We start from the raw sequence: 23,265 nt of genomic DNA on the forward strand, positions 1-23,265 counted from the left end.
ACGCCGCGGGCCTTCGTTGCGCGTTTGCGCAGGAAGAAGGGTGATTTAGAGCTTCGGGGCCTCGGGCGCTTCGGGGGCTTCCGGTGCGGTCGGCGCGCCGGAGTCGCTGCGGACGCCATTGCCGTTGCTGACGCTCGCGCTGCCGCCGGAAAACGTGAGCGTCACGTCTCCGCTCATGGTGCGAGCGCTCACATGCCTCGACGCTGTGGCGCTGCCGGCCGGCGAGTGCACGTCTCCGCTGACCGAGGAGGCCTCGATGGCGTATTCGCCGTCCGAACCGGAGAACGAGGCGTTCACGCTGCCGCTCACGGCATCGAACTTCGCGTCGGTGGCTGCCACGCCCGCCGCCAGGATGTCGCCGCTACCCATGCGGGCGTCGAGGGTCGCCGTGTTCACGCCTCGAAGCAGCTGTCCGCCGCTCGCCGTGTCCAGCTTCACGATCTCGGTCGCCTCGACGTCGGAGAATTCGATGTTGCCGCTCATCGTGGTTGCGCTCAGGTATGCGCACTGGACGCGCTGCACCTGCACGTTGCCGCTGGCGGCGTTCGTCACGATATCGTCCGCGGCGAGGCGGGAGAGCGAGATGTTGCCGCTCGCGGTTTTCGCCGTCACTGAGCCCAACCTGTCCAGATCTGCGGCATCCACATTGCCGCCCATGAGGTCGATGTCGAGCGTGCCCGTGTAGCTGCGCGGCACCTTCAGAACGGTAGAGTGGTCCTCGAACGATCCGATCATCATGATGCCGATGGCCGGCTCGCGCGAGCCTTCGACGGTGACGGTGCCGCCGTTGTCGTCCACGTCGAAGCTCTTGCGCTCGTTCGTCCAGTACGTCACCTCGATGGCGTCGCCGTCGGTCGGCTCGATGCGCACGTCCTCGCCCATGTCGCGCAGGACGATGGCGGTGTGGGGGTTTTCCGTCTCGGGTGCGAACGTCTTCGTGGAGGACGTCCAATTGCGGGATTCGGTCGAGAGGTTCTCGAAGTTGAACCCGGCCGCCGCGAACGCGCCGAACGATATGGCGCCTCCGCCGATGACGAGGATGGTTGCTATGACGAGCAACGTCTTTTTGCCGCTAGACATGAGCTGCTCCTTCCGGCGCGATCGGGCTGGCATCGTTGCGCTTCAGCTTGATGAACAGCCCCTTCACCCAGCGGGCGAACGAATGCGTGAGGTTGACGAGCCCCTTGCTGGCGGCCAGCACGCCGAACCAAGAGAACAATCCCAGGCCTGCACCGGCCAGGCCGCAGCCGAAGACCCAGATGCCCGAGAGCGGAAACCCCGTGGCCGCGCACCAGGCCAGGCCGAACACGCCGATGGGCGCGCATAGGAGCAGCGTGAGCACGACGGCCCACAGCGCCACGACGACCGACCAAATGGCCAGGTAGATGGCCAACACCATGCAGGCGAACGCCAGCGCCAGCGTCACCCAGATGGGGGAGAGGATGGCAAGCAGCACGATGTTGAGCGTGCGGCTGCCGGTGTTCGCCTTCGCGATGGCCTTGGGAATGGGCGGCGTTTCGGCGACGATCTGAGCTGCGATGGCGTGCACCGATCCCAGCGCGGCCACGGCTTCCTGCTCGCTCATCCCGTCTTCGATGCGGTCGTCGATCATCTCGGCGTAGAACGCGATCGATTGTTCCACCTCGTAGGAGGGCAGCTTGCCGAGCGCATGCCTGAGCGCATCCAGAAACTCGGTCTTGTTCATCGGTTGGCACCTCGTTTCACATATTCGTAGACGTCCAATACGTCGTCCCAATCCTTCAAGAACTCGTCGAGGTACGTGACCCCGGCCGGCGTGATGCGATAGTACTTGCGCAGGCGCCCGTTGTGCTCGATGGCGTAAACCGTCAGCAGCCCCGCCGATTCCAAGCGTTTGAGCAGGGGGTACAGCGTCGATTCGGTCAAATGCAAACTCGACGGCACGTCTTTGACGATCTGGTACCCGTACGAGTCCTGGCGGTTGATCGATGCGAGCACGCAAACATCGAGGAAACCTCGTTTCAATTGTGCATCCATCGCATACCTCCTTTCGCCTTATACTATATGACACATAGTATAAGGCGTCAACGGGTATTTGGAGATTCCGCGGGAAGGATGGCGGGGAAGGGGCTGCGCGGCTGCGACGGCTGCCGATGAGCTGCCGGGGCTGTGCGGTTGCGACGGCTGCCGATGAGCTGCCGGGGCTGTGCGGTTGCGACGGCTGCGACGGCTGCCGATGAGCTGCTGGGGCTGCGGGGACGCTCCGAGATGGGGAAGGGCCTGGTCGCGGAGCCTTCCCGCTCAGCCGAAGTGCGCGAGTGTCTCACGTGAAACATTTGTGCGGTTCTCCATCGAAGCGAGGCGCGACGGTATCGGTCGCGAGAACCCGGGCGGGAGACGCCGATCGCGCGCTCGGCGCCGTTACGGTAGTGCGCGGCACGTCGACCGGCGCGGCATGTTTCCGTGGTTCCATGTGCAGCAAAAACGAGCTTTTGGCACCCCTCGGTGCTCTTCGGCATTTTGCTCGTTGAAACTTTGCAGCAAAACCCCAGGTCGCGTTTCATCGAGCCTTGGGAATGCGGCATTCGGCCTCGGTTCGGCGGTTTCCGGACGGGTCCGGCGTGCCAAAACCTCGTTTTTGCTGCACATCGCCTTGAGGAGACGCGCGAACCCGCCCGACGGCACGAAGCGACGACCCGGCGCGGCGCGATCCGAGCCGCGTTCCTCAAGGCGCGCGGGCGTTGAGAAAAATCATGCGGGGCGGGAGCGCGGTGGGTTGGCAACGCCGAGGTTTGCTATTATAGACGGGTTATGTTTTCACCGGTGCCACCTTCGGTTTTCGAGCGATACGCGCGGAGCCGATGCGTGAAAACGAGAGAAGGAAAGCAGGCTCTATGACCCAACACCTCACCGAGCGCGACGTCCGCAGCATCGCGGAGTACGCGCGCATCGGGCTGGACGCCGACGAAGTCGTGCAGATGACGGTCGATCTCAACGCCATCATCGACAGCCTGAAGCCCATCACCGAATACGACCTCGACGGCGTGGAGCCTACGTTCCACCCCATCGGCGGCCTTTCAAACGTCATGCGCGAGGACGAAGAATCCCCCTCCTTCACGCAGGGGGAGGCGCTGGAGAACGCGCCGAAGCAGCAGGACGGCTGCTTTTTGATCCCCTCGATTCTGGGCGAAGGGGGCGATCGCTGATGGCTGCAACCGCACCCGTGTTCGCCGCAATGGGCGTGCGCGAGATCCGCGCGGGCCTCGCCTCCAAGGACTTCTCGGCGCGCGAGATCGCCGAGAGCTCGCTTGCCCGCGTGCGCGCGCTCGACGGCGCGACGCATGCGTTCCTCGAAACCACCGAGCAGCTGGCGCTTCGGCAGGCGGCTGCGCTCGACGCCGCCGTCGCGGCCGGTACGCTGGACGCGTGCGGCCCGCTGGCCGGCGTGCCCGTGGCGTTCAAAGACAACATGAACCTGGAGGGTACGCACACCACGTGCTCGTCCGCGATGCTGGCGAACTACGTGTCGCCCTTCACGGCTACGTGCGTTCAGCGCACCATCGAAGCCGGCGGTATTCCGCTGGGCAAACTCAACATGGACGAGTTCGCGTTCGGCTCTTCCACGGAGACGAGCGCGTTCGGCTCCACTAGGAATCCGTGGGATCTCTCGCGCGTGCCCGGCGGCTCGTCGGGCGGCAGCGCCGCTGCCGTGGGCGCGGGGTTGGCCGCCATCACGCTGGGCAGCGACACGGGCGGCTCCATCCGCCAGCCGGGCAGCTTCTGCGGCGCTGTGGCCGTCAAGCCCACGTACGGCGTGGTCAGCCGCTACGGCGTGGTGGCCTTCGGCAGCTCGCTGGACCAGGTGGGCCCGTTCACGCGCTCGGTGGAGGATGCGGCTTTCGCGCTCAACGCCATCGCCGGCCGCGACGTGCTGGACTGCACGAGCCAGGACTTGGACGTCGACTTCACGGCGAACCTCGCCGAGGGGGTCAAGGGCATGCGCATCGGCGTGGTGCCCGCGTTCATGGAAGCCCAGGGTCTCACCGACGAGGTGAAGGCCAAGGTGGAGGAGGCCGTGGAGCATCTGCGCGCGCTCGGCGCCGACATCGTGGAGGTGGAGCTGCCCAACGCCCAGGCCGCTATGAGCGCCTACTACGTGCTGGGCCCCTGCGAGGCGTTCAGCAACCTCGCACGCTTCGACTCGGTGCGCTACGGCTACTGCGACCCGGGCCACAAGGACCTCGGCGGCCAGTACGAGGCCAGCCGCGCGAAGGGCTTCGGCCCCGAGGCGCGCCGCCGCATCATGCTGGGCAGCTACCTTCTGTCCGCAGGTGTGTACGACACCTACTACTACCCGGCGCAGCAGGTGCGCACGCTCATCACGCAGGACTATGCGCGCGCCTACGAGCAGGTGGATTGCATCGTCGCGCCCGTGTCGCCGCGCACGGCGTTCACGTTCGGCGAAGTGAGCGACCCCACCGACATGTACCTGTCGGACATGTTCACCATCTCCATCAATATCGCTGGCAACGGCGGCATGAGCCTGCCGGTGGGCCTCGGCGCCCAGACGCAGCTGCCCGTGGGCGTACAGCTCATCTCGCCCCAGTTCAAGGACCAGAACATGCTGCGCGTGGCCGCCGCGCTGGAAACGGTGTACGGCCCCGCCCCCGTGGCCCCGGCCTTCGCCCCGGGTCAACCCTACCCCGAAGGATCGATGGCGGACATCCCCGACGCCGCCGACGCGACCCCAGGCGTCGACCTGCCGGGACTATGCATGGACAGGGAGCCCTCCGGGGGCGTCCACCAAGCGAGTTCCGCAGCGAAGCGAGGACTGTCTGAGCGACTGGATGCCCCCGGAGGGCTCCCGTTCCAGGTAGAAAAGGCAGGTGAGTAGCCATGCGGAAGCTCGAAGAGGTGCTCGAGGATTGGGAGGCCGTCATCGGCCTGGAGATCCATGCCGAGCTCACCACGCTCGACACCAAGATGTTCTGCGGCTGCAAGCTGGAGTTCGGCGCCGAGCCGAACACGCACACGTGCCCCGTGTGCCTGGGGATGCCGGGCGCGCTGCCCGTGCCGAACCGCGCGGCCATCGAGTCCATCGTGCTGGCGGGCCTGGCCACGAACTGCGACATCGAGAAGCACTCGATGTTCTACCGTAAAACGTACATGTACCCCGACATGTCGAAGAACTACCAGACCACGCAGGGCCCCGTGGCGTTCTGCATGCGCGGCCACCTCGACCTCGACGTGGACGGCGCGGCCGCCAAGGAGCGCATCGACCTGGACGGCCTCGACGTGGGCGAGAGCCGCGGCAACGTGACGCGCACCGAGACCGGCTACACCGCGCACGTGGGCATCACGCGCATACATATGGAGGAGGACGCGGGCAAGATGGTGCACATCGGCGGCGGCGAAGGCCGCATCGCCGGCGCCACGCACTCGCTGGTGGACTACAACCGCGCAGGCACCCCGCTCACCGAGCTGGTCACCGAGCCCGACCTGCGCACGCCCGAGGAGGCGCGCCTGTTCATGCAGAAGCTGCGCCAGATCTACCTGGCGCTGGGCATCTCCGACTGCTCGATGGAAGAGGGCTCCATGCGCTGCGACGGCAACGTGAGCCTGCGCCGCCGCGGGGCAAAGGAGTTCGGCGTGAAGACCGAGCTCAAGAACATGAACAGCTTCAAGAACCTCCACGACGGCCTGGCCTACGAGATCTGCCGCCAGGCGGAAGTGCTCGAGGAGGGCGGCCAGATCTTCCAGGAAACGCGGCATTGGGACCCGTCGGCCAAGCGCACCATCGTGATGCGCGTGAAAGAGACGGCCGACGACTACCGCCTGTTCCCCGATCCGGATCTCGCGCCCTACGACCTTACGGACGAGTGGATCGATTCCGTGCGCGCGAAGCTGCCCGAGCTGCCCGACCAGAAGGCGGCCCGCTTCGAGGACGCGTTCGGCCTGAGCGCCTACGATGCGCGCCACTTGGTGGAGCATCGCGCCACGGCCGACTTCTTCGAGGCGTGCATGGAGCTGGCCGGCGCCGATGCGGCCAAGCTGGCGAAGCCGGTGGCGAACCTCGTCATCAACGACGTGACCGCCTACCTGAACGCGCACGAAGGCGTTCAGCTGGCCGACACGCCGCTTACCCCGGCGCGCGCGCTTGCGCTCGTGCGTCTCACCGCCGAGGACGCCATCTCGTCCAAGCAGGCCAAAGAGGTGTTCGCGGCCGTGCTCGACGAGGACAAGGACCCGGCCGCCGTCGTGGAAGAGCGCGGCATGAAGCAGGTGTCCGACACGGGCGCCATCGAAGCCGTCGTCGACGCGGTGCTGGCCGCCAACCCCGACAAGGTGGCGCAGTACCAGGGCGGCAAGACCGGTCTCATCGGGTTCTTCGTGGGCCAGTGCATGAAGGAGATGCGCGGCCAGGGCAACCCGAAGCTCATCAACGAGCTTCTGGCGAAGAAGCTCGGGTAAGCATGCGCGCCGCCGCCTCGGGATAGGCGGCGGCGCGCTTCGTTCTCGTAAAGGGGAAGACCAATGGATTTCAATGAGATGCTCGTCGGCATCACCGGCGAGGTGAGCGGGTTTCTGTACACGTACATCCTGCTCGTCCTGCTCGTGTTCGTGGGCGTGTACTTCACGATCCGCACGAAAGGCGTGCAGATCCGCTTCATCAAGGACATGTTCACGCAGTTGACGGAGAAGAAGCACGTCAAGGGCGAGCGCTCCATCTCGTCGTTCCAGGCGCTCATGGTGTCTACGGCCTCGCGCGTGGGCACGGGCAACATCGCGGGCGTGGCCACGGCCATCGCCACGGGCGGCCCGGGCGCGGTGTTCTGGATGTGGCTCATGGCCATCGTGGGCGCGGCGTCGGCGTTCGTCGAGTCCACCCTCGCGCAGATCTGGAAGGTGCGCGGCAAGGAGGGCGAGTTCCGCGGCGGCCCGGCCTACTACATCGAGAAGGCGCTCGGCAAGCGTTGGCTGGGCATCCTGTTCGCCGTGCTGCTCATCCTGTGCTTCGCGTTCGGCTTCAACGGCCTGCAGGCCTTCAACGCCACCTCGGCGCTGGAATACTACATTCCCGACTACGCCACGAACGGCACGGCCATCGCCTGCGGCATCGTGCTGGCGGTGATGACCGCGTTCGTCATTTTCGGCGGCGCGAAGCGCATCAGCGTCATCACGTCCATCATCGTGCCCATCATGGCCATCGGCTACATCGCCATCGCGGTGTGGACCACCCTCTCCAACATCACGGAGCTGCCGGGCGTGTTCGCGATGGTGTTCGCCTCGGCCTTCGACGTGCAGGCCATCTTCGGCGGATTCGCGGGTTCGGTGGTCATGCTGGGCATCAAGCGCGGCCTGTACTCTAACGAGGCCGGCATGGGCTCGGCGCCGAATGCTGCGGCCACGGCGTCGGTGTCGCATCCCTGCAAGCAGGGTCTCGTGCAGAGCCTGTCCGTGTACATCGACACGCTGCTCATCTGCACGTGCTCGGCTATGATGGTGCTCGTGTTCTACGTGCAGGATCCGCAGGCGGCTTCCGCCCTTAACGGCATGCCGCTCGTGCAGATGGCCGTGAACAACTCGGTGGGCGAGTTCGGCATCCACTTCATCACGTTCGCCATCTTCGCCTTCGCGTTCTCCAGCCTCATCGGCAACTATTTCTACGCCGAGAACAACCTGCGCTTCATCAAGGGCGACAGCAAGGCGCTGCTGTTCGTGTTCCGCGTGGTGTGCCTGTGCGTGGTGTTCTACGGCGCCGTGAACAGCTTCGACTTGGCGTGGAACCTCGCGGACATCTTCATGGGCTTCATGGCGCTCGTGAACCTCATCGCCCTGCTCTTCCTTGGAAAATGGGCGCTTGCGGCGCTCGACGACTACACGCGCCAGCGTAAGGAGGGCATCGATCCGGTGTTCGTGGCCGATCGCATTCCCGGTATGCCGAAGACCGAATGCTGGCACGTGTCCGAGGTGCACGACTACGGCAAGCCGCCGGTCAAGGAGTATCTGGACGACGCGCTCGACCCCGAGTACGTCGGGCTGAACTGACGCGCGCCGCTGGACGGGCGTGGTAGGATAGAGGGAAACGCGCGCGGGCGGGCGGCGCGCCTTGGGAAAGGAAGCGGCATGGCTGACGACGACCGTCGCGCGGGCGACTGGCAGAAGCGCGACCTGCGCAAGAACGCGAACGACCTGATCGAAGAGCCGAACCAGAAGGCTTGGTGCAAGCAGACGTTTTGGATCGTGTTCTTCCTCATCGTGTTCTGGCCGGTGGGTATCGTGCTGTGCTGGAGGAGCAGCTGGCATATCGTGGCGAAGGTCCTCGCTTCGGTGGCGGTGGCGTTCATGGTGTACTTCTCGGTGACCATGTACCAGGCTACGCAAGCGCTCATGGCGGCGGGCATGGCGTAGGTCGTCCGCGCCGCTCGGTTCGCGACTCTCTGCGGAAGAAGGGTCGTCCCGCTCGCAACCGAGGGGGACGACCCTTGCTTTTTCGGAAGGCGAACGACTCCTGTGCGATTTTTCGCCTTTCGCCGCAAGAGCGTATCGCGAATGTTCCTTGTGCGCTATCATTTCCAACGAAAACAGTGATCCATTCAGTACGAGTTGCACAAGGATAACGATATGACGAACTTCGCGAACGGTCACACGACCGTCCTGGCAGGCCACGGTTTCGCCGAGTCCGGCCCCTACCTCTTGATCAACGACGTAGAGCAAGGCGAGCAGCACCGTTTTCCCGTGTTGGGCAAGACGTTCTCGTTGCGCCGCCTTCCCACGCGCCGCTGCGTGGGACGCTTCGATCTGGCGTCCTACACGAAGGAGGTGTGCCCGCTCAACGTGGAGCTGCTTCCCGATGCGAAGGACACGATGTGTCCGGCATGCCAGGAGGCCACGGGCTTCAACCCCTCGTTCTACTACGCCGACTTCATCTCCGCCCAGCAGCGCGCCTACAACCTGACGCCGCATTTCACGTACCTGGCGTACTTCTCGCCGAAGCACGTGAAAGCCGGCATCTCGTCGGAGACGCGCGGCATCGAGCGCCTGCTGGAGCAGGGCGCCCGCGCGGCCCGCATCGTCGGCCGCTTCGGATGCGCCGACGACGCGCGCGAGCTGGAGGCGGCGCTGTGCGCGCAGCCCGGCATCCTGGAGACGATGCGCGCGTCGAAGAAAGTGGACTTGCTGGTGAACGAGCGCTTCGATTTCGTCGAGGCGAAGGCGGTGCTCGACGACGTGGTGGAACGTCTGGGTCTCGAGGGCGCTGAGCCGGCTCAGGACCTGTCGCCCCACTACTTCGGCGGCCCGTCGCCCGACTGCCACGACTTGCAGGTGCCCGAAGGCCACGACGGCGAATGCGGCGGACGCTGCATCGGCATGGTGGGCGGCGCGCTGGTGTTCCAGCAGGAGGGCACGAACTACGTCGTGTCAGTCAAAGAGTGGGAGTCGCACGAGGTCGAGCTGCTGCTGGACGAAGTGGTGTGCACGTACGACTTCGCGCCCCAACAGTTCTCCTTGTTCTAAGGCGGGGTGGGCGAGGGCGTGCGCCTTCGCCCCGACGGCGGCATCGCGTGTGCGGTATCGACCGAAATGCCGCAGATCCGGCTTCCCTCGACTTCCTTGCCTTTTCTACGGGCAGGCTTCATTGCGGCTTCGGAATCGCTGCTTTTCAGGAACGGCACGGATGGTCGGTTCGATCTGCTGCAAAAACGGGTTTTTGGCGGCAAGGGGAACGAACGCTCCCGGCGGAAATCTTGCGACCAGGTGTTTTTCAGACTTCCCCGTGTTCGAGGGCTTTCGGTGGCGCTGAAGCCGCGAAATTGCTGCCAAGAACCCGTTTTTGCAGCAGATAGCTCAGTCCAAAGCGTACATCCGTCGCTTGATGCGGACGGCGTTTTTCCGCGTGCGGGGAATCGATAGGATGCAGCGTCCTTTTCTTCGGCTAAACATTCTTTCCTCGAGGTGCGGCGAGCCGTGATCGCGCTCCTTCTATGACGTAAAATAAAGCGGTTGTCCGAAACGTTCTGCAAACGGCTTGCTTTACTACTCTACTGTGATAAAGTACTACCAGCAAACGAACGGCGTGCGCGGCCGCGTGCGAACCGGCGAAACGATGCAGCGAAGGAAGAGAACCATGGATTACGTGACACCGGCAGGGTTCAGAGACGTGCTATCCGACGAGGCGTGCATGCGCGAGCGCATCGCTCGCGACGTGCAGGCATGCTTCGCGGCGCGCGGCTACCTGCCCATCGAGACGCCGACGCTGGAGGTCATGGACGTCATGCGCGCGGGCGGCCGTATGCCCGGCTCTCCCTTCAAGTTCTTCGACGCGAGCGGCGACCTTCTGGCCATGCGCCCCGACGTGACGCTGCAGGTGGCGCGCATGTGCGCGACGCGCCTCGCGGGCCAGCCGGGGCCGTTCCGCTTCCGTTACATGCAGCGCGTGTTCCGCGAGGCCGAAGGGCGCATGCAGGCGCAGGCGCGCGAGATGACGCAGATCGGCGTGGAATGCATCGGCGAGGCCGGGCCGCAAGCCGACGCGGAGGTGGTGGAGCTCATGGCGGAGGCGCTGGAGCTCGCGGGCGCGCGCGGCTGCAAGCTGGCCCTGGCCACGGTGGGCGTGCTGCGCGCGCTGCTGGCGGCCAGCGGGGCGTCCGCGCAGTGGACCGAGCGGGTGCTGGCGGCGTTCCACGCCTCGAACTTCGTGGAGGTCGACCGGCTCACGGGTGAGGCGGCGGCCGTGCCGCCCGTGTTCGCCGCGGCCATCCGCGCGCTGCCGCGCATCCGCGGCGGGCGCGAGGCGGTGGAGGAGGTGCGCGCGCTCGTGGCGCCCCTGGGGTGCGAGGACGGCCTCGACGACTTTGCCCGCACCTGCGACCTGCTGGCCGAGGCGGGCTTGGCCGACCGCATCCTCGTGGACTTCTCGGTGATGAGCTCGTTCGATTACTACACCGGCATCGTGTTCGAGGCCTACGCGCCCGAGCTGGGCACGCCGCTGGGCAGCGGCGGGCGCTACGACAACATGATCGGCTCGTACGGCGAGAGCCGCCCGGCCGCCGGCTTCGCGTTCTCGTTGGAGCAGGCCATGGCCGCGGCCGCCGCCGCCGAGCGCTCGGTCGACGACGAAGCCGCGCGCCCGCTGCGCATCGCGGTGCCGAAGGGCTCGCTCAACGCCGACACGGTTGCCGCGCTCGAGGCCGCGGGCCTCGATACGACCGGGCTCGACGACCCCGGCCGTCAGCTCATCATCCGCAACCCCGGCGTCGAGTACGTCATCGTGCGGCCCACCGACGCGCCCGCGTTCGTGTCGCTGGGCGCGGCCGACTGCGGCATCTGCGGGAAGGACTCGCTGCTGGAAGCGCAGTCCGACGTCGTCGAGCTGGTCGACCTCGGATACGGCGCATGCCGCTTCGTGGTGGCCGAGCCCGCCGGTGCGGCCGAGGCCACAGGCGAGCACTACCGCCGCCTGGGATCGCTGCGCATCGCCACGAAGTACCCCAACATCACGCGCGCCCACTACGCGAAGACGGGCACGCAGGTGGAAATCGTGAAGCTGCACGGCAACATCGAGCTGGCGCCCCTCACGGGCATGGCCGAGCGCATCGTCGACATCACGGCCACCGGCACCACGCTCAAGGAGAACGACCTCGTGGTGGTGGACGAAGTCCTTTCGTCGACCGCGCGCTTCTTCTCGAACACCTGCGCGTTCCGCACGGACGCGCGTATCGTACAATTGGCGAATACGCTGCAGCGGAACGCGGAAGCCTCCGCGAGCCCGGCCGGCGAGGAAAAGGAGTAGCCCATGCGCCGCATCATCTTGCAACCTGGCGAGCAGTTCACCAACGCCCACCTCAAGCGCACCGGCGCGTTCAACGCCCAGGCCCTGACGGCGGCCACCGCCATCATCGAGGGCGTGCGCGAGCGCGGCGACGAGGCCCTGCGCGCCTACACCGAGCAGTTCGACGGCGTGCGCGTGGAGGAGTTCCGCGTGTCGCAGGCGGCTATCGCAGAAGCCATCGTGAACGTCGACGACAAGACGGCGCGCGCCCTGCGTCAGGCCGCCGCACAGATCCGCGACTTCCACGAGCGCCAGAAGCAGCAGAGCTGGTTCACCGTGCGCGAGGACGGCGCGCTCGTGGGCTCGAAGGTGGAGCCGCTGGAATCCGTGGGCATCTACGTGCCGGGCGGGCGCGCGCTGTACCCGTCGTCGGTGCTGATGAACGCGCTGCCGGCCGCCGTGGCCGGCGTGAAGCGCATCGTATGCGTGACGCCGCCGACGGCCGACGGAACGCTGGATCCGGCCATTTTGGAGGCGTGCCGCATCTCGGGCGTCACCGAAATCTACGCGGTGGGCGGCGCGCAGGCCATCGCCGCGCTGGCGTACGGCACCGAGTCCATCGCGCCCGTGGCCAAGATCACCGGACCCGGCAACGCCTACGTGGCGGCGGCGAAGAAGGTGGTGTCGGGCGATGTGGGCATCGACATGATCGCCGGCCCGTCCGAGGTGTGCGTCGTGGCCGACTCCACGGCCGATCCGGCGCTCGTGGCCATCGACCTCATGGCGCAGGCCGAGCACGACCCGCTGGCCGCCTGCTACCTGGTTACGTTCGATGCGGCCTACGCCGACGAGGTGGAGCGCATGGTTGAGCGCCACCTCAAGTCGTCCACACGCGCCGAGATCACGGCGGCATCGCTGGCCGACCAGGGCCTCATCGTCGTGTGCGACAGCATGCCGCAAGCCATCGAGGCCGTGAACGCCATCGCGCCCGAACACCTCGAGCTGCACGTCGACCACGCCTTCGACCTCTTGGGCGCCATCCGCAACGCGGGCGCCATCTTCCTGGGCGCCTGGACGCCCGAGGCCGTGGGCGACTACGCCGCCGGCCCGAACCACACGCTGCCCACGGGCGGCACGGCGCGCTACGCCTCGCCGTTGTCGGTGGACGAGTTCGTGAAGAAGTCGAGCGTCATCCAGTATTCGTCGCAGGCGCTCGCCCGCGATGCCGACATGGTAACCACCATCGCGCGCCACGAGGGCCTGTGGGCGCACGCCATGAGCGTGGAGATGCGCAAGAACCTGCTCGACACGGGCAACGTGTATGGGATCGAGGGCGGCGACGGAGCGGGCCGCGCGGCCGGAGACGGGGGTGCCGATGCGTAGCGTGTGCGCGGCCGCGCCCCAGCTGGCGGGCGTGGTGCCCTACGATCCGAAGTATTTGCCCGCCACCGCCGTCCTCTCGGCGAACGAGAACCCGCACGACGTCGACGACGAGATCCGCCGCGACATCATGCGCGAGGTGAAGCGCCTGCCCCTCAACCGCTACCCGGACCCGCTGGCCAACGACCTGCGCGACATGATCGCCGAAGCGAACGGGCTCGACCGCGACCAGGTGCTGGTGGGCAACGGGGGCGACGAGCTCTTGTTCAACCTGGCGCTGGCGTGGGGCGGGCCGGGGCGCACGTTCCTCAACCTGCCGCCCACGTTCTCGGTGTACGACGCGAACGCCCGCCTCACGAACACGTCGGTGGTGGACGTGCCGCGCCGCGCCGACTTCTCCATCGACGAGGAGGCCGTGCTGGCGCGCGTCGCCGAGGGCGGTATCGACTACCTGGTGGTGACCAGCCCGAACAACCCCACGGGGCAGCTTGCCAGCGAGACGTTCATCCTCCGGCTGCTCGACGCCACCGATGCGCTCGTGATGGTGGACGAGGCTTACTTCGAGTTCTCGCGCCAGACGATGCGCCCGTATCTGGCGCAGCACAAGAACCTCGTCATCCTGCGCACGTTCTCGAAGGCGTTCAGCCTGGCCGGGGCGCGTATGGGCTACATCCTGGGAGACGCCGAGGTCGTGCGCGAGTTCGTCAAGGTGCGCCAGCCGTATTCGGTGGACGCCGTCTCGCAGGCCGTTGCGCGCGTGGTGTACGCGAACCGCGCGAAGTTCGAGCGCGGCATCCTGGCCGTCATCGAGGAGCGCGCCCGCCTGATCGAGGGACTGAAGAGGATTCCCGGCGTGAAGCCCTTCCCGTCGGATGCGAACTACGTGCTGTTCCGCGTGGAGAACGCGCCCGTCATCTGGGAGGCGCTGTACGAGCGCGGTGTGCTTGTGCGCGATTTCTCGCGTGCGGCGCATCTGGAGAACTGCCTGCGCGTGACCGTGGGCGCCTCCGAGGAGAACGACGCGTTTTTGCGCGCGCTGCGCGATGCGGTGATGGGCAAGTGCGATTTGAAGGTTCCGTCGACCTGACGGCCGACGGAACGAGCCGACGGCTGCGACGCGAAGCTAGTCCCCGTAGGGGGCGGCTTCCCGTGGTGCCCGATCTCGCGGCGAGGTCGAGGACTCGCGTACCGAAGTATCCCCTACGGGGACTTCCTTCGGGGCGCGCTTCGTCCTCGCCCTCCCCACGATCTCGGGCACCACGGAAACCCTCGCTGACGTTGCTGGACCAGCGATAAAGAAAGGCCAACCATGAACCAGAGAACCGCCGAAATCGTCCGCACGACGAACGAGACGGACATCCGCGTCGCGGTGAACCTCGACGGCGCGGGTGCGACCGACATCGAGACGGGCGTGCCGTTCTTCGACCATATGCTGACGGCCTTCGGAAGGCATAGCCTGATCGACCTCGACGTGCGCGCAAAAGGCGATATCGAGGTGGACGCGCACCACACCGTGGAGGACGCGGGCATCGTGCTGGGCCAAGCCGTTGCGCGTGCGCTCGGCGACAAGCGCGGCATCGCGCGGTTCGGGTCGCTTTCGCTTCCCATGGACGAGGCTCTCGTGCTGGCGGCCGTGGACATATCGGGGCGCGGCCAGCTGCACTGGGCCGTGGACGTGCCCTGCGTCATGCTGGGCACGTTCGACGCGTCGCTGGCCAAGGAATTCTTCATCGCCTTCGCCGCGAACGCGGGACTTACGCTGCACGTGCGCAGCCTGGCTGGCGAGAACGCGCACCATATCGTGGAGGCGTCGTTCAAGGCCGCAGCGCGCGCCTTGCGCCAGGCCGTCGAGCTCGACCCCCGCATCGGCGATGCGCTGCCTTCGACGAAGGGCGCGCTATGATCGCCGTGGTCGACTATCATAAGGGCAACCTCAAAAGCGTCGAGCGCGGTCTGGTCGCGGCGGGCGCCGAGGTGCTCGTCACGAGCGATCCCGCCGCCATCGCCAAAGCCGATGCCATCGTGCTGCCCGGCGTTGGCGCGTTCGCCGACGCGGCCGCCACCATGCGCGAGCTCGGCCAGATGGACGCCATCCGCGAGCGCATAGCCGCCGGCGTGCCGTTCCTCGGCATCTGCCTGGGAATGCACCTCCTGTTCGAAGAAGGCGTCGAAGGCGCGCCGCGCGAGGACGACGAAACCTCGACCCACAACGCCCGCGGCCTGGCAGTGCTGCCGGGCGTGGTAACCAAGATGCCGAAACAGGATGAACACTCCCTCTCCTACAAGGTGCCACATGTAGGTTGGAACACCGTGCATTTCGGAGACGGCAGCGAGGGGTTCGGCGGCGCCCACCAAGCGAGTTCCGCACGAGCCGGACAGTCCTGTGGACTGTCCGAGCGAGCAGGACTGTCTGAGCGACTGGGCGTTGCCGAGCTCCTCGCGGACAGGTTTCAGGAATGCCCCCTGTTCGAAGGCATACCGTCGGGCACTTACTTCTACTTCACGCATGGCTACATCGCGCCGTCGGGTCCCTTCGTCGTCGGCGAGACGACGCACAGCGTGACGTTCCCGAGCGCCGTCCAGTACGGCGAGGCGGCGTACGGCGTGCAGTTCCATCCCGAGAAAAGCTCGGATGCGGGCGCGCGTCTGTTGCAGAACTTCGTGTCCATCGTGAAAGGGGCGTGAGCGCCATGTACCTGCTTCCAGCCATCGACATTCTGGGCGGCAAGGCCGTCCGCCTCGCCAAAGGCGACTACGACCGCGTGACCGTGTACCACGACGACCCCGCCGCGCAGGCGCAGCTGTTCGAAGAGCAGGGCGCGACGTGGCTGCACGTGGTGGACCTCGATGGCGCGCGTTCGGGCACGCCTGAGAATATCGCCATCGTCGAGCGCATCATGCGCAAGACCCTGCTCAAGGTGGAGGTGGGCGGCGGCGTGCGCTCGCTCGACACCATCGCGCGCCTGGCCGACGCGGGCGTGTCGCGCGTGGTGCTGGGCACGTCGCTCGTGGCCGACCCCGATTTCGCCGAGGCCGCCATCGCGCAGTACGGCAAGCTGCTGTGCGCGGGTATCGACGCGAAGGGCGGCGAGGTGGCCGTGGCCGGGTGGCGCGAGGGCGCCGGCGTGGCCGCCGAGGAGCTGGCGCGCGACATGGCGGCGCTCGGGTTCCGGCATCTCGTGTACACCGATATCGCGCGCGACGGCATGCAGACCGGCATCGAGGCCGCGGCGTACGTGCGCATGGCCGAGGCGTTCGGGCATCCGGTGATCGCATCGGGCGGCGTGGCCGGCGTGGACGACATCGTGCGTTTGGGCGAGGTGGCCGGCAGCATCGAGGGCGTCATCGCGGGACGCGCCGTGTACGAGGGCGCGCTGTCGGTGCAGGAGGGCGTGCGCGCATGCGACGAGGCCACGCGCCGAGCCGAGGCCGCCGCCGTCCAGGCGAACCCTTGTGGAATGTGAGTCCAACATGTTTGGTAAGGTCAGCGAGCGGGTTCTTCGCGAGTGTGATTGCCGCGAAGGCTCGACGAAGCGTGCCTTGGGCACGTGAGGAGAACCTGGAGCGGCAAGCGTGCCGCGAAGTACCCGCGCAGCGTCGGCACGTCCGTCGTTGCGTTAGCAACGACGGAAGGAGCGAGATGCTAGCGAAACGCGTGATACCTTGCATGGACGTGAAGGACGGTCGCGTGGTCAAGGGCGTGAACTTCGTGAACCTGCGCGACGCGGGCGATCCCATCGAGCTCGCGCAGCGCTACGACGAGGAGCGCGCCGACGAGGTGATCTTCCTCGACATCACGGCCACGAGCGACGACCGCGCCACCACGGTCGACCTTGCCAGCCGCGCCAGCGAGCAACTGCATCTGCCGTACTGCGTGGGCGGCGGTTTCCGCAGCGTGGCCGACATTCGCACGATGATCGCGGCCGGCGCCGACAAGGTGTCGGTGAACTCGGCCGCCGTGGCCGATCCGTCGCTCATCACGAGCGCCGCCGCGGCGTTCGGCTCGCAGGCCATTCTCTGCGCCATCGACGCGAAGCAGGTGGCGGGCAACCCGAACAAATGGGAGGTCTACGTTGCGGGCGGGCGCAAGGCCACGTGCATCGACGCGGTCGCCTGGGCGCAGGAGGCGGCCCGGCGCGGGGCGGGGGAGATCCTGCTCACCAGCATGGATCGCGACGGCAGCCGCGACGGCTTCGACTGCGCGCTCACCCGCGCCGTCGCGCGTGCGGTGGACATCCCGGTCATCGCCTCGGGCGGGGTGGGCAAGCTCGAGCACTTCGCCCAAGGCGTCATCGAGGGCGAGGCCGATGCCGTGCTGGCTGCAAGCGTCTTCCACTTCGGCGAGCTTTCCGTCCGTCAAGTGAAGGAGCACATGCGCGCCCAGGGCATCCCCGTGCGGCTGTAGGGGTGGGGCGGCCCTCGTTTCCGGAGCGAACGCGACGACGGGTCGCTCGACCGCGATCCTCCATCGCGTCAAGGGGTCGCACGGCCGAGCCTTCCGTGCAGCCGAAAGCGCTGCGACTGGCGAAAAAGCATCGAATTCGGAAGTTTCTAGCTGGGTCGCAAGCTCGTCGGAGGCTCTTTTCGCGCATAGAGCCTGGTTGCGGGCTTGCTCCTTTCCGTTCCCGGGCGCCGCATGCGCTTGAAACGGGCGATGTCTTCCGAATTCGATGGCTTTTCGCCATTCAGAACGCCGTAGGCCGCACGGGTGGAGGAGCGATCCGGTATTCGGACGATCCGACGGCATCGTTTGGAATCGTCCCGAGGACGTTCACGCGCCGGCCTTCCGCCTTCGCAGGAGAGAAGCGAGGGGCGGATGCAGGCTGCGGTTGCGCAAGCAGCCGCAGTACATCGATCGAGTGAGGATTATAGGTATGAACATTCCTGGCATCGTTTACAACGCCGACGGGCTCGTTCCCTGCATCGTGCAGGATGCAGGCACGCTCGAGGTGCTCATGATGGCGTGGATGAGCGAGGAGTCGCTTGCGCTCACGCTCGAGCGCGGCGAGACGGTGTTCTGGAGCCGCAGCCGTCGGGAACTATGGCACAAGGGCGCCACCTCGGGCAACGTGCAGAAGCTTGTGGAGCTTCGCTACGATTGCGATGCCGACACGCTGCTCGCGCTCGTTCATCCGGCGGGTCCGGCCTGCCATACCGGCGAGCGCACCTGCTTCTACCGCGCGTTCCCCCGCTAGCCGCCTCTCGCTCGGAACGCTCAGTGCAGCGAGGCCCGAGGATTCCGCTTATGTTGAGCCGTTGCATCATAGGGGTTGTGAGGATGCCGATCGTGCCTCATAATATTGCGTTCGATTACGGGATGGTTTAGAAGGGGACGCGAGTGACTGACAAGTCGACGGCAGGCCGTGACGGGGAAGCGGGCTCGACCGGCTTCGCTCGGGCTTCCCTTGAAGCCCCGCGCATCGATGCCGCTACCGGGCTGCTTAGCAAAGAAGCCTTCTTCGACGAGGCCGCTGCGTATCTTAGGCATTCGGGCGCACGCGATGTCAGCATCGTCTGCTTCGATGTCGACCATTTCAAACTGTTCAACGATCTGCACGGACTTGATTGCGGCGACGAGCTTCTAAGGTACCTGGGTCGCGCCCTCGCCCTCCGCTTCTCGCCCGACGGGGCGCAACCGCTCGCGCGCCTTGCGGCCGACACGTTCGCCTTGTGCGCGACCGGCATCCGCCCCGAGCGCGTCGAGCGCATCCTCGTCGACATCTCCTCCGAATGTCCGAACGGCATCGACGCCATCGTGCGCGCGGGCGTGTACCGCATCGAGGATCCTGCTTCGCCGGTCAGCATCATGTGCGACCGCGCGGTCATCGCGCTTCGCACGGTGAAGGGCAGCTACTTCGACCGCGTGGCTTTGTACGACCCCGGCATGCGCGAGGCGCTCGTCCTCGAACGCGAGGTCGTCGCCGGCATAGAATCGGCGTTGCGCGAGGATCGCATCGAGCTGTTCCTCCAGCCGAAATGCAATATACGCACCGGCAAGATCGTGGGTGCCGAGGCGCTGGCCCGTTGGCGCCATCCCGAGCGCGGCATCGTCGCCCCGGGCGAGTTCATCCCGCTGATCGAGCGCAACGGCCTTGTGCGCTCACTCGACCTGCGCGTGTGGGAGAAGACCGCCGCGTGGATCAGGGGCCTCATCGACGAAGGAGTGCAGCCCGTTCCCGTGTCGGTGAACGTGTCGCGCGCCGACATCTACCTCGTGGACGTGGCCGCCGAACTGCATGCGCTCGTGGAGCGCTACGGCATCGATCCGTCGCTCATCGAGGTGGAGATCACCGAGAGCGCCTATTCGGAACGCCCCGATCGCATCGTGGCCGCGTTCGACGCGCTGGCCGAGCGCGGCTTCACCGTGCTCATGGACGACTTCGGCAGCGGCTACTCGTCGCTCAACATGCTGAAGGACATCAACGTCGACGTGCTGAAGATCGACATGCGCTTCCTCGACCGCGACGACCGGCGCAGCAAGGACATCATGGAATCGGTCATCCGCATGGCACGCTGGCTGGACCTGCCCGTCATCGCCGAAGGCGTGGAGACGCGCGAGCAGGTGAACTTCCTTTTGGACGTGGGGTGCTCGTACGCGCAAGGCTACTACTACGCGCGCCCCATGGAGGCGGCGGCGTTCGAGGCGCTGCTGACCGACGGTTCGAAAGTTCAGCACGAGCAATGCGCTCTGCAGGATGCGCGCCGCCCCATCCTCGATTTCAGGGATCTGCTGCATGAGAACACCATCAGCGACCGCATGCTTTCCAGCATCATCGGCTCGGTGGCGCTGTACTCGTATGCCGACGGCGATCTGCGCCTGATTCGGGGCAACGAAGCGTACCGGCGCTTGATAGCGACGCTCGGGGAAGGCGTGAACGGCGCCGAGGAGGGCGGCAGCCTGTTTCCTTTCGTGCATGACGAAGATCGAGACGCCCTCGTGGCCGCGGCGGAGGAGACGGTGCGCTCCTGCCCCGACGACGGGGTGGAGGTGGTCGTGCGCCGCATGGGAACGAACGGCTGCCATTGGCATAAGATGCGCCTGTTCCATTTGAACACGACGAACGGCTCGGCCACGGTGTACGGCTCCGTGACCGACGTCACGGAGCGCATGGAGTACATGGAGGCGCTGCGCAAGAGCGAGCAGCGCTTCGAGATGACCTTGGAAGCCAGCGGCACGGTGGTGTTCGAGCTGGACATCCCCACGCGCACCGCTCGCTATTCGGAGTTCTTGCAGCAGGCGTTCGGCTTGGCCGAGACCGTGGCGAACGCCCCTGAGGGGTTCATCGAGCAGGGGACGGTTGCCGAGGAGTCCATCGAGGATTTTCGCGCCATCTACCGAGACCTCTACGCCGGCGCGCCTCGCACGTCGGCGGTTGTGCGCGCCATCATGGGAGACGGGTCGCGCGCGTGGAACCGCGTGACGCTTCTGGCCATGCCGAACGAGACGGGCGCGCCCGTCAAGGCCGTCGGCCTCGTGGAAAACGTCACGCGCGAGACGGAGATGGATCTTTTGCTGAAGCGTCTCGGTCGTTTCGAGCAAGATTGAGGATCACGCCGTCCGCAAGGCGCGCTCGCACCGTTTCGTAGACCTTCCTCCATCGCTTTTACACGATACCTGCCGCTTTGCGCTTGAACGAAGGAAACACATGCGGTACCATGATGATCAGTTCTTTTATCTCACAGCACACATCCAACACACCCGCATCTCATCACGGAATCCATGCGCGCCGTCGCGCGCGTTTCACCTGTAATAGCCATTGTATAAGGAGGACCTGGGTGAAGTTTTTTCTGGACACCGCCGATCTCGACGAAATAGAAGAGGCGGCCAGCTGGGGCGTGCTCGCCGGCGTCACTACGAACCCGACGCTGTACGCGCGCACCGGAGGCAAGCTCGACGATTTCCACAACCACATCAAGCGCATCTGCGAAATCGTGGACGGGCCCGTCTCCGCTGAAAGCGTCGCCATGACGCGCGACGAGATCATCCGCGACGGCCGCGAGCTGGCCGCGCTTGCCGACAACGTGGTCGTGAAGATCCCCACCATGGTGGAGGGTCTCGCCGCCACCAAGGCGCTCTCCGAAGAGGGCATCCCCGTCAACATGACGCTGTGCTTCAGCGTGCCGCAGGCCATCATGGCCGCCCGCGCCGGCGCCCGCTACATCAGCCCCTTCGTCGGCCGGTTCGACGACATCGCCGAGGACGGCATCTCGCAGTTGGCCGACGTGGTGGCCGCGGTGAACAACTACGACTTCGGCCATGACGTGGAGATCATCGCCGCGTCGGTGCGCAGCGCGAACCACGTGACGCAGGCCGCCCTCATGGGCGCCGACATCGCCACGGTGCCGTTCGCTGCGCTCAAGAAGTGCGTGCAACATCCGCTGACCGACCGCGGCCTGGATGCGTTCATGAAGGACTGGGAGAAAGTTCAGCAAGCATGAGCGAAACCGAAGCAACCACGGAGGCTCCTGCGGCCGCTCCCGTCAAGCGACGTTCCACCAGCGTGAAGGCGAAGACGCAGGGCAAGGCCGAGGGCGCAGCCACTCCGGGCCGCAACTCGTCGGCCACGCGCACGCCGCGCAAATCGGTGAAGGCGGGCGGCGCGCAGCAGCAACAGCCGCAGGGCGGTTCGAACAACCGCCGCCAGAACGCCTCGAACGCCGGCAAGCAGAACAACGGCGGCAGCAATCGCCAGAAGCAGGGCGGCGGCCAGAACCGGCAGAACAACAGCCAGAACCAGCGTCGTCAGCGTCGCCAGCACGACAACAACCGCGGCAACCGCGAAGTGCAGCCCAGCGTGTCGCGCGAGGAGCTGGCGAAGCTCAAGGTGGCCGAGCTGCGCGAGAAGGCCGCCGAGCTCAACCTCGACGTGACGGGCCTCAAGAAGGCCGAGCTGGTGGAGGCCGTGTTCGAAGCCAGCGTCAAGGCCGAGGGCTTCATCGAGGTGTCGGGCATCCTCGACATCCTGGCCGACGGCTACGGCTTCCTCCGCACGCAGGGCTACCTGCCCAGCGAGACGGATTGCTACGTGGGTCTTTCCACCATCCGCCGCAACGGCCTGCGCAAGGGCGATCTCGTGTCCGGTCAGACGCGCCCGGCGCGCGAGAACGAGAAGTACGCCGCCATCCAGAAGGTCACGGCCGTCAACGGCACGCCCGTCGAGGAGCTGGGCAGCCGCGTGCGCTTCGGCGACCTCACGCCGGTCTACCCGGACGAATGCCTCGTCATGGAGCACGGCAAGAACACCGTCACCGCCCGCGTCATCGACCTCGTGTCGCCCATCGGCAAGGGCCAGCGCGGACTGATCGTCAGCCCCCCGAAGGCGGGCAAGACCACCATCCTCAAGGACATCGCCGCCGCCATCAGCGCGAACAACCCCGAAGTGCACCTCATGTGCCTGCTCGTGGACGAGCGTCCCGAGGAAGTCACCGACATGGAGCGCTCCATCAAGGGCGAGGTCATCTCCTCCACGTTCGATATGCCCACCGAGAACCACATCGCCGTGTCCGAGCTGGTCATCGAGCGCGCGAAGCGCCTCGTGGAATGCGGCAAGGACGTTGTCGTGCTGCTGGACTCGCTCACGCGCCTCGCGCGCGCCTACAACCTGGCGCAGCCGGCATCGGGCCGCATCCTGTCGGGCGGCGTGGACTCCACGGCGCTCTACCCGCCGAAGCGATTCCTGGGCGCCGCGCGCAACATCGAGCACGGCGGCAGCCTGACCATCCTGGCCTCGGCCCTGGTGGACACGGGCTCGAAGATGGACGAGGTCATCTTCGAGGAGTTCAAGGGCACCGGCAACATGGAGCTCAAGCTGGATCGCAACCTGGCCGACCGCCGCATCTTCCCGGCCATCGACCCGGTGGCGTCGGGCACCCGCAAGGAGGATCTGCTGCTGGAGCCGCAGGAGGCGCCGCTCATCTGGGCCGTGCGCCGCATCCTCGCGAACACGAACAGCACCGAACGCGCCATGGACATGCTGATCAAGTCGCTCAAGCAGACCGAGACGAACCAGGAGTTCCTCGTGCGCACGGCGAAGAAGGCCCAGCACACCAAAGCCGACGGCTCGCTGGAGTTCTAGGCGCGCCCATCCGTCATCCGGCCGACACCGTGCGCGCCGGTCGCGGTCTTATAATGG

Annotated in this window: 21 protein-coding genes; 17 read left to right on the plus strand and 4 right to left on the minus strand. The window is 66.3% G+C overall.

The window, feature by feature from the left end; all coding sequences use genetic code 11:
• Nucleotides 1-45: 45 nt before the first annotated feature.
• The 3 genes from GT590_RS12295 to GT590_RS12305 are packed head-to-tail and all read right to left on the minus strand — an operon-like array spanning nt 46 to nt 2,016.
• The gene (locus GT590_RS12295) at nt 46-1,080 is read right to left on the minus strand and encodes a DUF4097 domain-containing protein (RefSeq protein WP_161171134.1); all 1,035 of its coding nucleotides are present in this window, start codon (nt 1,078-1,080) and stop codon (nt 46-48) included.
• Nucleotides 1,073-1,705, minus strand: a complete 633-nt coding sequence (locus GT590_RS12300; protein WP_009304799.1) for a DUF1700 domain-containing protein — start codon at nt 1,703-1,705, stop codon at nt 1,073-1,075. The genes GT590_RS12295 and GT590_RS12300 overlap by 8 nt, the downstream gene beginning before the upstream one ends.
• Nucleotides 1,702-2,016: a PadR family transcriptional regulator gene (locus GT590_RS12305; RefSeq protein WP_009304798.1), complete on the minus strand. Its 315-nt coding sequence runs from the start codon at nt 2,014-2,016 to the stop codon at nt 1,702-1,704. The genes GT590_RS12300 and GT590_RS12305 overlap by 4 nt, the downstream gene beginning before the upstream one ends.
• A gap of 857 nt (nt 2,017-2,873) precedes the next feature.
• Between GT590_RS12305 and gatC the strand changes: the two genes are divergently transcribed.
• The 6 genes from gatC to GT590_RS12335 all read left to right on the plus strand — a co-directional run bounded on the left by gatC (nt 2,874) and on the right by GT590_RS12335 (nt 9,498).
• Nucleotides 2,874-3,185, plus strand: coding sequence for an Asp-tRNA(Asn)/Glu-tRNA(Gln) amidotransferase subunit GatC (gene gatC / locus GT590_RS12310; RefSeq protein WP_009304797.1), 312 nt, complete (start codon nt 2,874-2,876; stop codon nt 3,183-3,185).
• Complete coding sequence (gene gatA, locus GT590_RS12315) at nt 3,185-4,873, plus strand: Asp-tRNA(Asn)/Glu-tRNA(Gln) amidotransferase subunit GatA (protein ID WP_009304796.1); 1,689 nt, start codon at nt 3,185-3,187, stop codon at nt 4,871-4,873. The genes gatC and gatA overlap by 1 nt, the downstream gene beginning before the upstream one ends.
• Nucleotides 4,874-4,875: 2 nt before the next feature.
• Complete coding sequence (gene gatB / locus GT590_RS12320; protein ID WP_161171135.1) at nt 4,876-6,450, plus strand: Asp-tRNA(Asn)/Glu-tRNA(Gln) amidotransferase subunit GatB; 1,575 nt, start codon at nt 4,876-4,878, stop codon at nt 6,448-6,450.
• A 63-nt stretch (nt 6,451-6,513) separates the two neighbouring features.
• Complete coding sequence (locus tag GT590_RS12325; RefSeq protein ID WP_009304794.1) at nt 6,514-8,028, plus strand: sodium:alanine symporter family protein; 1,515 nt, start codon at nt 6,514-6,516, stop codon at nt 8,026-8,028.
• A 78-nt stretch (nt 8,029-8,106) separates the two neighbouring features.
• The gene (locus GT590_RS12330; protein WP_009304793.1) at nt 8,107-8,391 is read left to right on the plus strand and encodes a hypothetical protein; all 285 of its coding nucleotides are present in this window, start codon (nt 8,107-8,109) and stop codon (nt 8,389-8,391) included.
• Between the two features lie 213 nt (nt 8,392-8,604).
• A complete protein-coding gene (locus tag GT590_RS12335; RefSeq protein WP_009304792.1) occupies nt 8,605-9,498 on the plus strand; it encodes a DUF2797 domain-containing protein in 894 nt (297 codons plus the stop codon).
• Here the strand turns inward: GT590_RS12335 and GT590_RS12340 are convergent.
• Nucleotides 9,495-10,004: a hypothetical protein gene (locus GT590_RS12340; RefSeq protein ID WP_139019518.1), complete on the minus strand. Its 510-nt coding sequence runs from the start codon at nt 10,002-10,004 to the stop codon at nt 9,495-9,497. The two genes, GT590_RS12335 and GT590_RS12340, sit on opposite strands and share 4 nt — an antisense overlap.
• A gap of 104 nt (nt 10,005-10,108) precedes the next feature.
• On the opposite strand from GT590_RS12340, the gene hisZ reads away from it, so the two are divergent.
• The 11 genes from hisZ (at nt 10,109) to rho (ending at nt 23,208) form a co-directional block, all read left to right on the plus strand.
• Nucleotides 10,109-11,773 carry an ATP phosphoribosyltransferase regulatory subunit gene (gene hisZ, locus GT590_RS12345; protein WP_015760392.1) on the plus strand — a complete coding sequence of 555 codons (1,665 nt, stop codon included), beginning with the start codon at nt 10,109-10,111 and terminating at the stop codon, nt 11,771-11,773.
• A 3-nt stretch (nt 11,774-11,776) separates the two neighbouring features.
• Nucleotides 11,777-13,135 carry a histidinol dehydrogenase gene (gene hisD, locus GT590_RS12350; RefSeq protein WP_009608801.1) on the plus strand — a complete coding sequence of 453 codons (1,359 nt, stop codon included), beginning with the start codon at nt 11,777-11,779 and terminating at the stop codon, nt 13,133-13,135.
• Nucleotides 13,128-14,219 (plus strand): histidinol-phosphate transaminase, encoded by a 1,092-nt coding sequence (gene hisC / locus GT590_RS12355; protein ID WP_035577289.1) that lies wholly within the window; start codon nt 13,128-13,130, stop codon nt 14,217-14,219. Before hisD ends, hisC begins: the two co-directional genes overlap by 8 nt.
• Nucleotides 14,220-14,441: 222 nt before the next feature.
• On the plus strand, nt 14,442-15,035 hold the full coding sequence (gene hisB, locus GT590_RS12360; protein WP_009304787.1) for an imidazoleglycerol-phosphate dehydratase HisB: 594 nt from the start codon (nt 14,442-14,444) through the stop codon (nt 15,033-15,035).
• A complete protein-coding gene (hisH, locus tag GT590_RS12365; protein ID WP_009304786.1) occupies nt 15,032-15,817 on the plus strand; it encodes an imidazole glycerol phosphate synthase subunit HisH in 786 nt (261 codons plus the stop codon). The genes hisB and hisH overlap by 4 nt, the downstream gene beginning before the upstream one ends.
• A 5-nt stretch (nt 15,818-15,822) precedes the next feature.
• Entirely contained in the window at nt 15,823-16,596 is a 774-nt protein-coding gene (hisA, locus tag GT590_RS12370; RefSeq protein WP_114555431.1) for a 1-(5-phosphoribosyl)-5-[(5-phosphoribosylamino)methylideneamino]imidazole-4-carboxamide isomerase, read from the plus strand.
• Nucleotides 16,597-16,772: 176 nt separating this feature from the next.
• Complete coding sequence (hisF, locus tag GT590_RS12375) at nt 16,773-17,537, plus strand: imidazole glycerol phosphate synthase subunit HisF (RefSeq protein WP_114558054.1); 765 nt, start codon at nt 16,773-16,775, stop codon at nt 17,535-17,537.
• A 469-nt stretch (nt 17,538-18,006) separates the two neighbouring features.
• The gene (gene hisI, locus GT590_RS12380) at nt 18,007-18,327 is read left to right on the plus strand and encodes a phosphoribosyl-AMP cyclohydrolase (RefSeq protein ID WP_114533052.1); all 321 of its coding nucleotides are present in this window, start codon (nt 18,007-18,009) and stop codon (nt 18,325-18,327) included.
• Nucleotides 18,328-18,470: 143 nt separating this feature from the next.
• On the plus strand, nt 18,471-20,678 hold the full coding sequence (locus tag GT590_RS12385) for a GGDEF domain-containing phosphodiesterase (RefSeq protein WP_114558053.1): 2,208 nt from the start codon (nt 18,471-18,473) through the stop codon (nt 20,676-20,678).
• Between the two features lie 230 nt (nt 20,679-20,908).
• Nucleotides 20,909-21,571 carry a fructose-6-phosphate aldolase gene (gene fsa, locus GT590_RS12390; protein WP_009608849.1) on the plus strand — a complete coding sequence of 221 codons (663 nt, stop codon included), beginning with the start codon at nt 20,909-20,911 and terminating at the stop codon, nt 21,569-21,571.
• Nucleotides 21,568-23,208 (plus strand): transcription termination factor Rho, encoded by a 1,641-nt coding sequence (gene rho / locus GT590_RS12395; protein WP_009608903.1) that lies wholly within the window; start codon nt 21,568-21,570, stop codon nt 23,206-23,208. Before fsa ends, rho begins: the two co-directional genes overlap by 4 nt.
• The last annotated feature ends 57 nt before the right edge of the window (nt 23,209-23,265 follow it).

It is taken from the genome of Eggerthella sp. BIOML-A1, assembly GCF_009875595.1.
GTDB classification, from domain to species: domain Bacteria; phylum Actinomycetota; class Coriobacteriia; order Coriobacteriales; family Eggerthellaceae; genus Eggerthella; species Eggerthella lenta.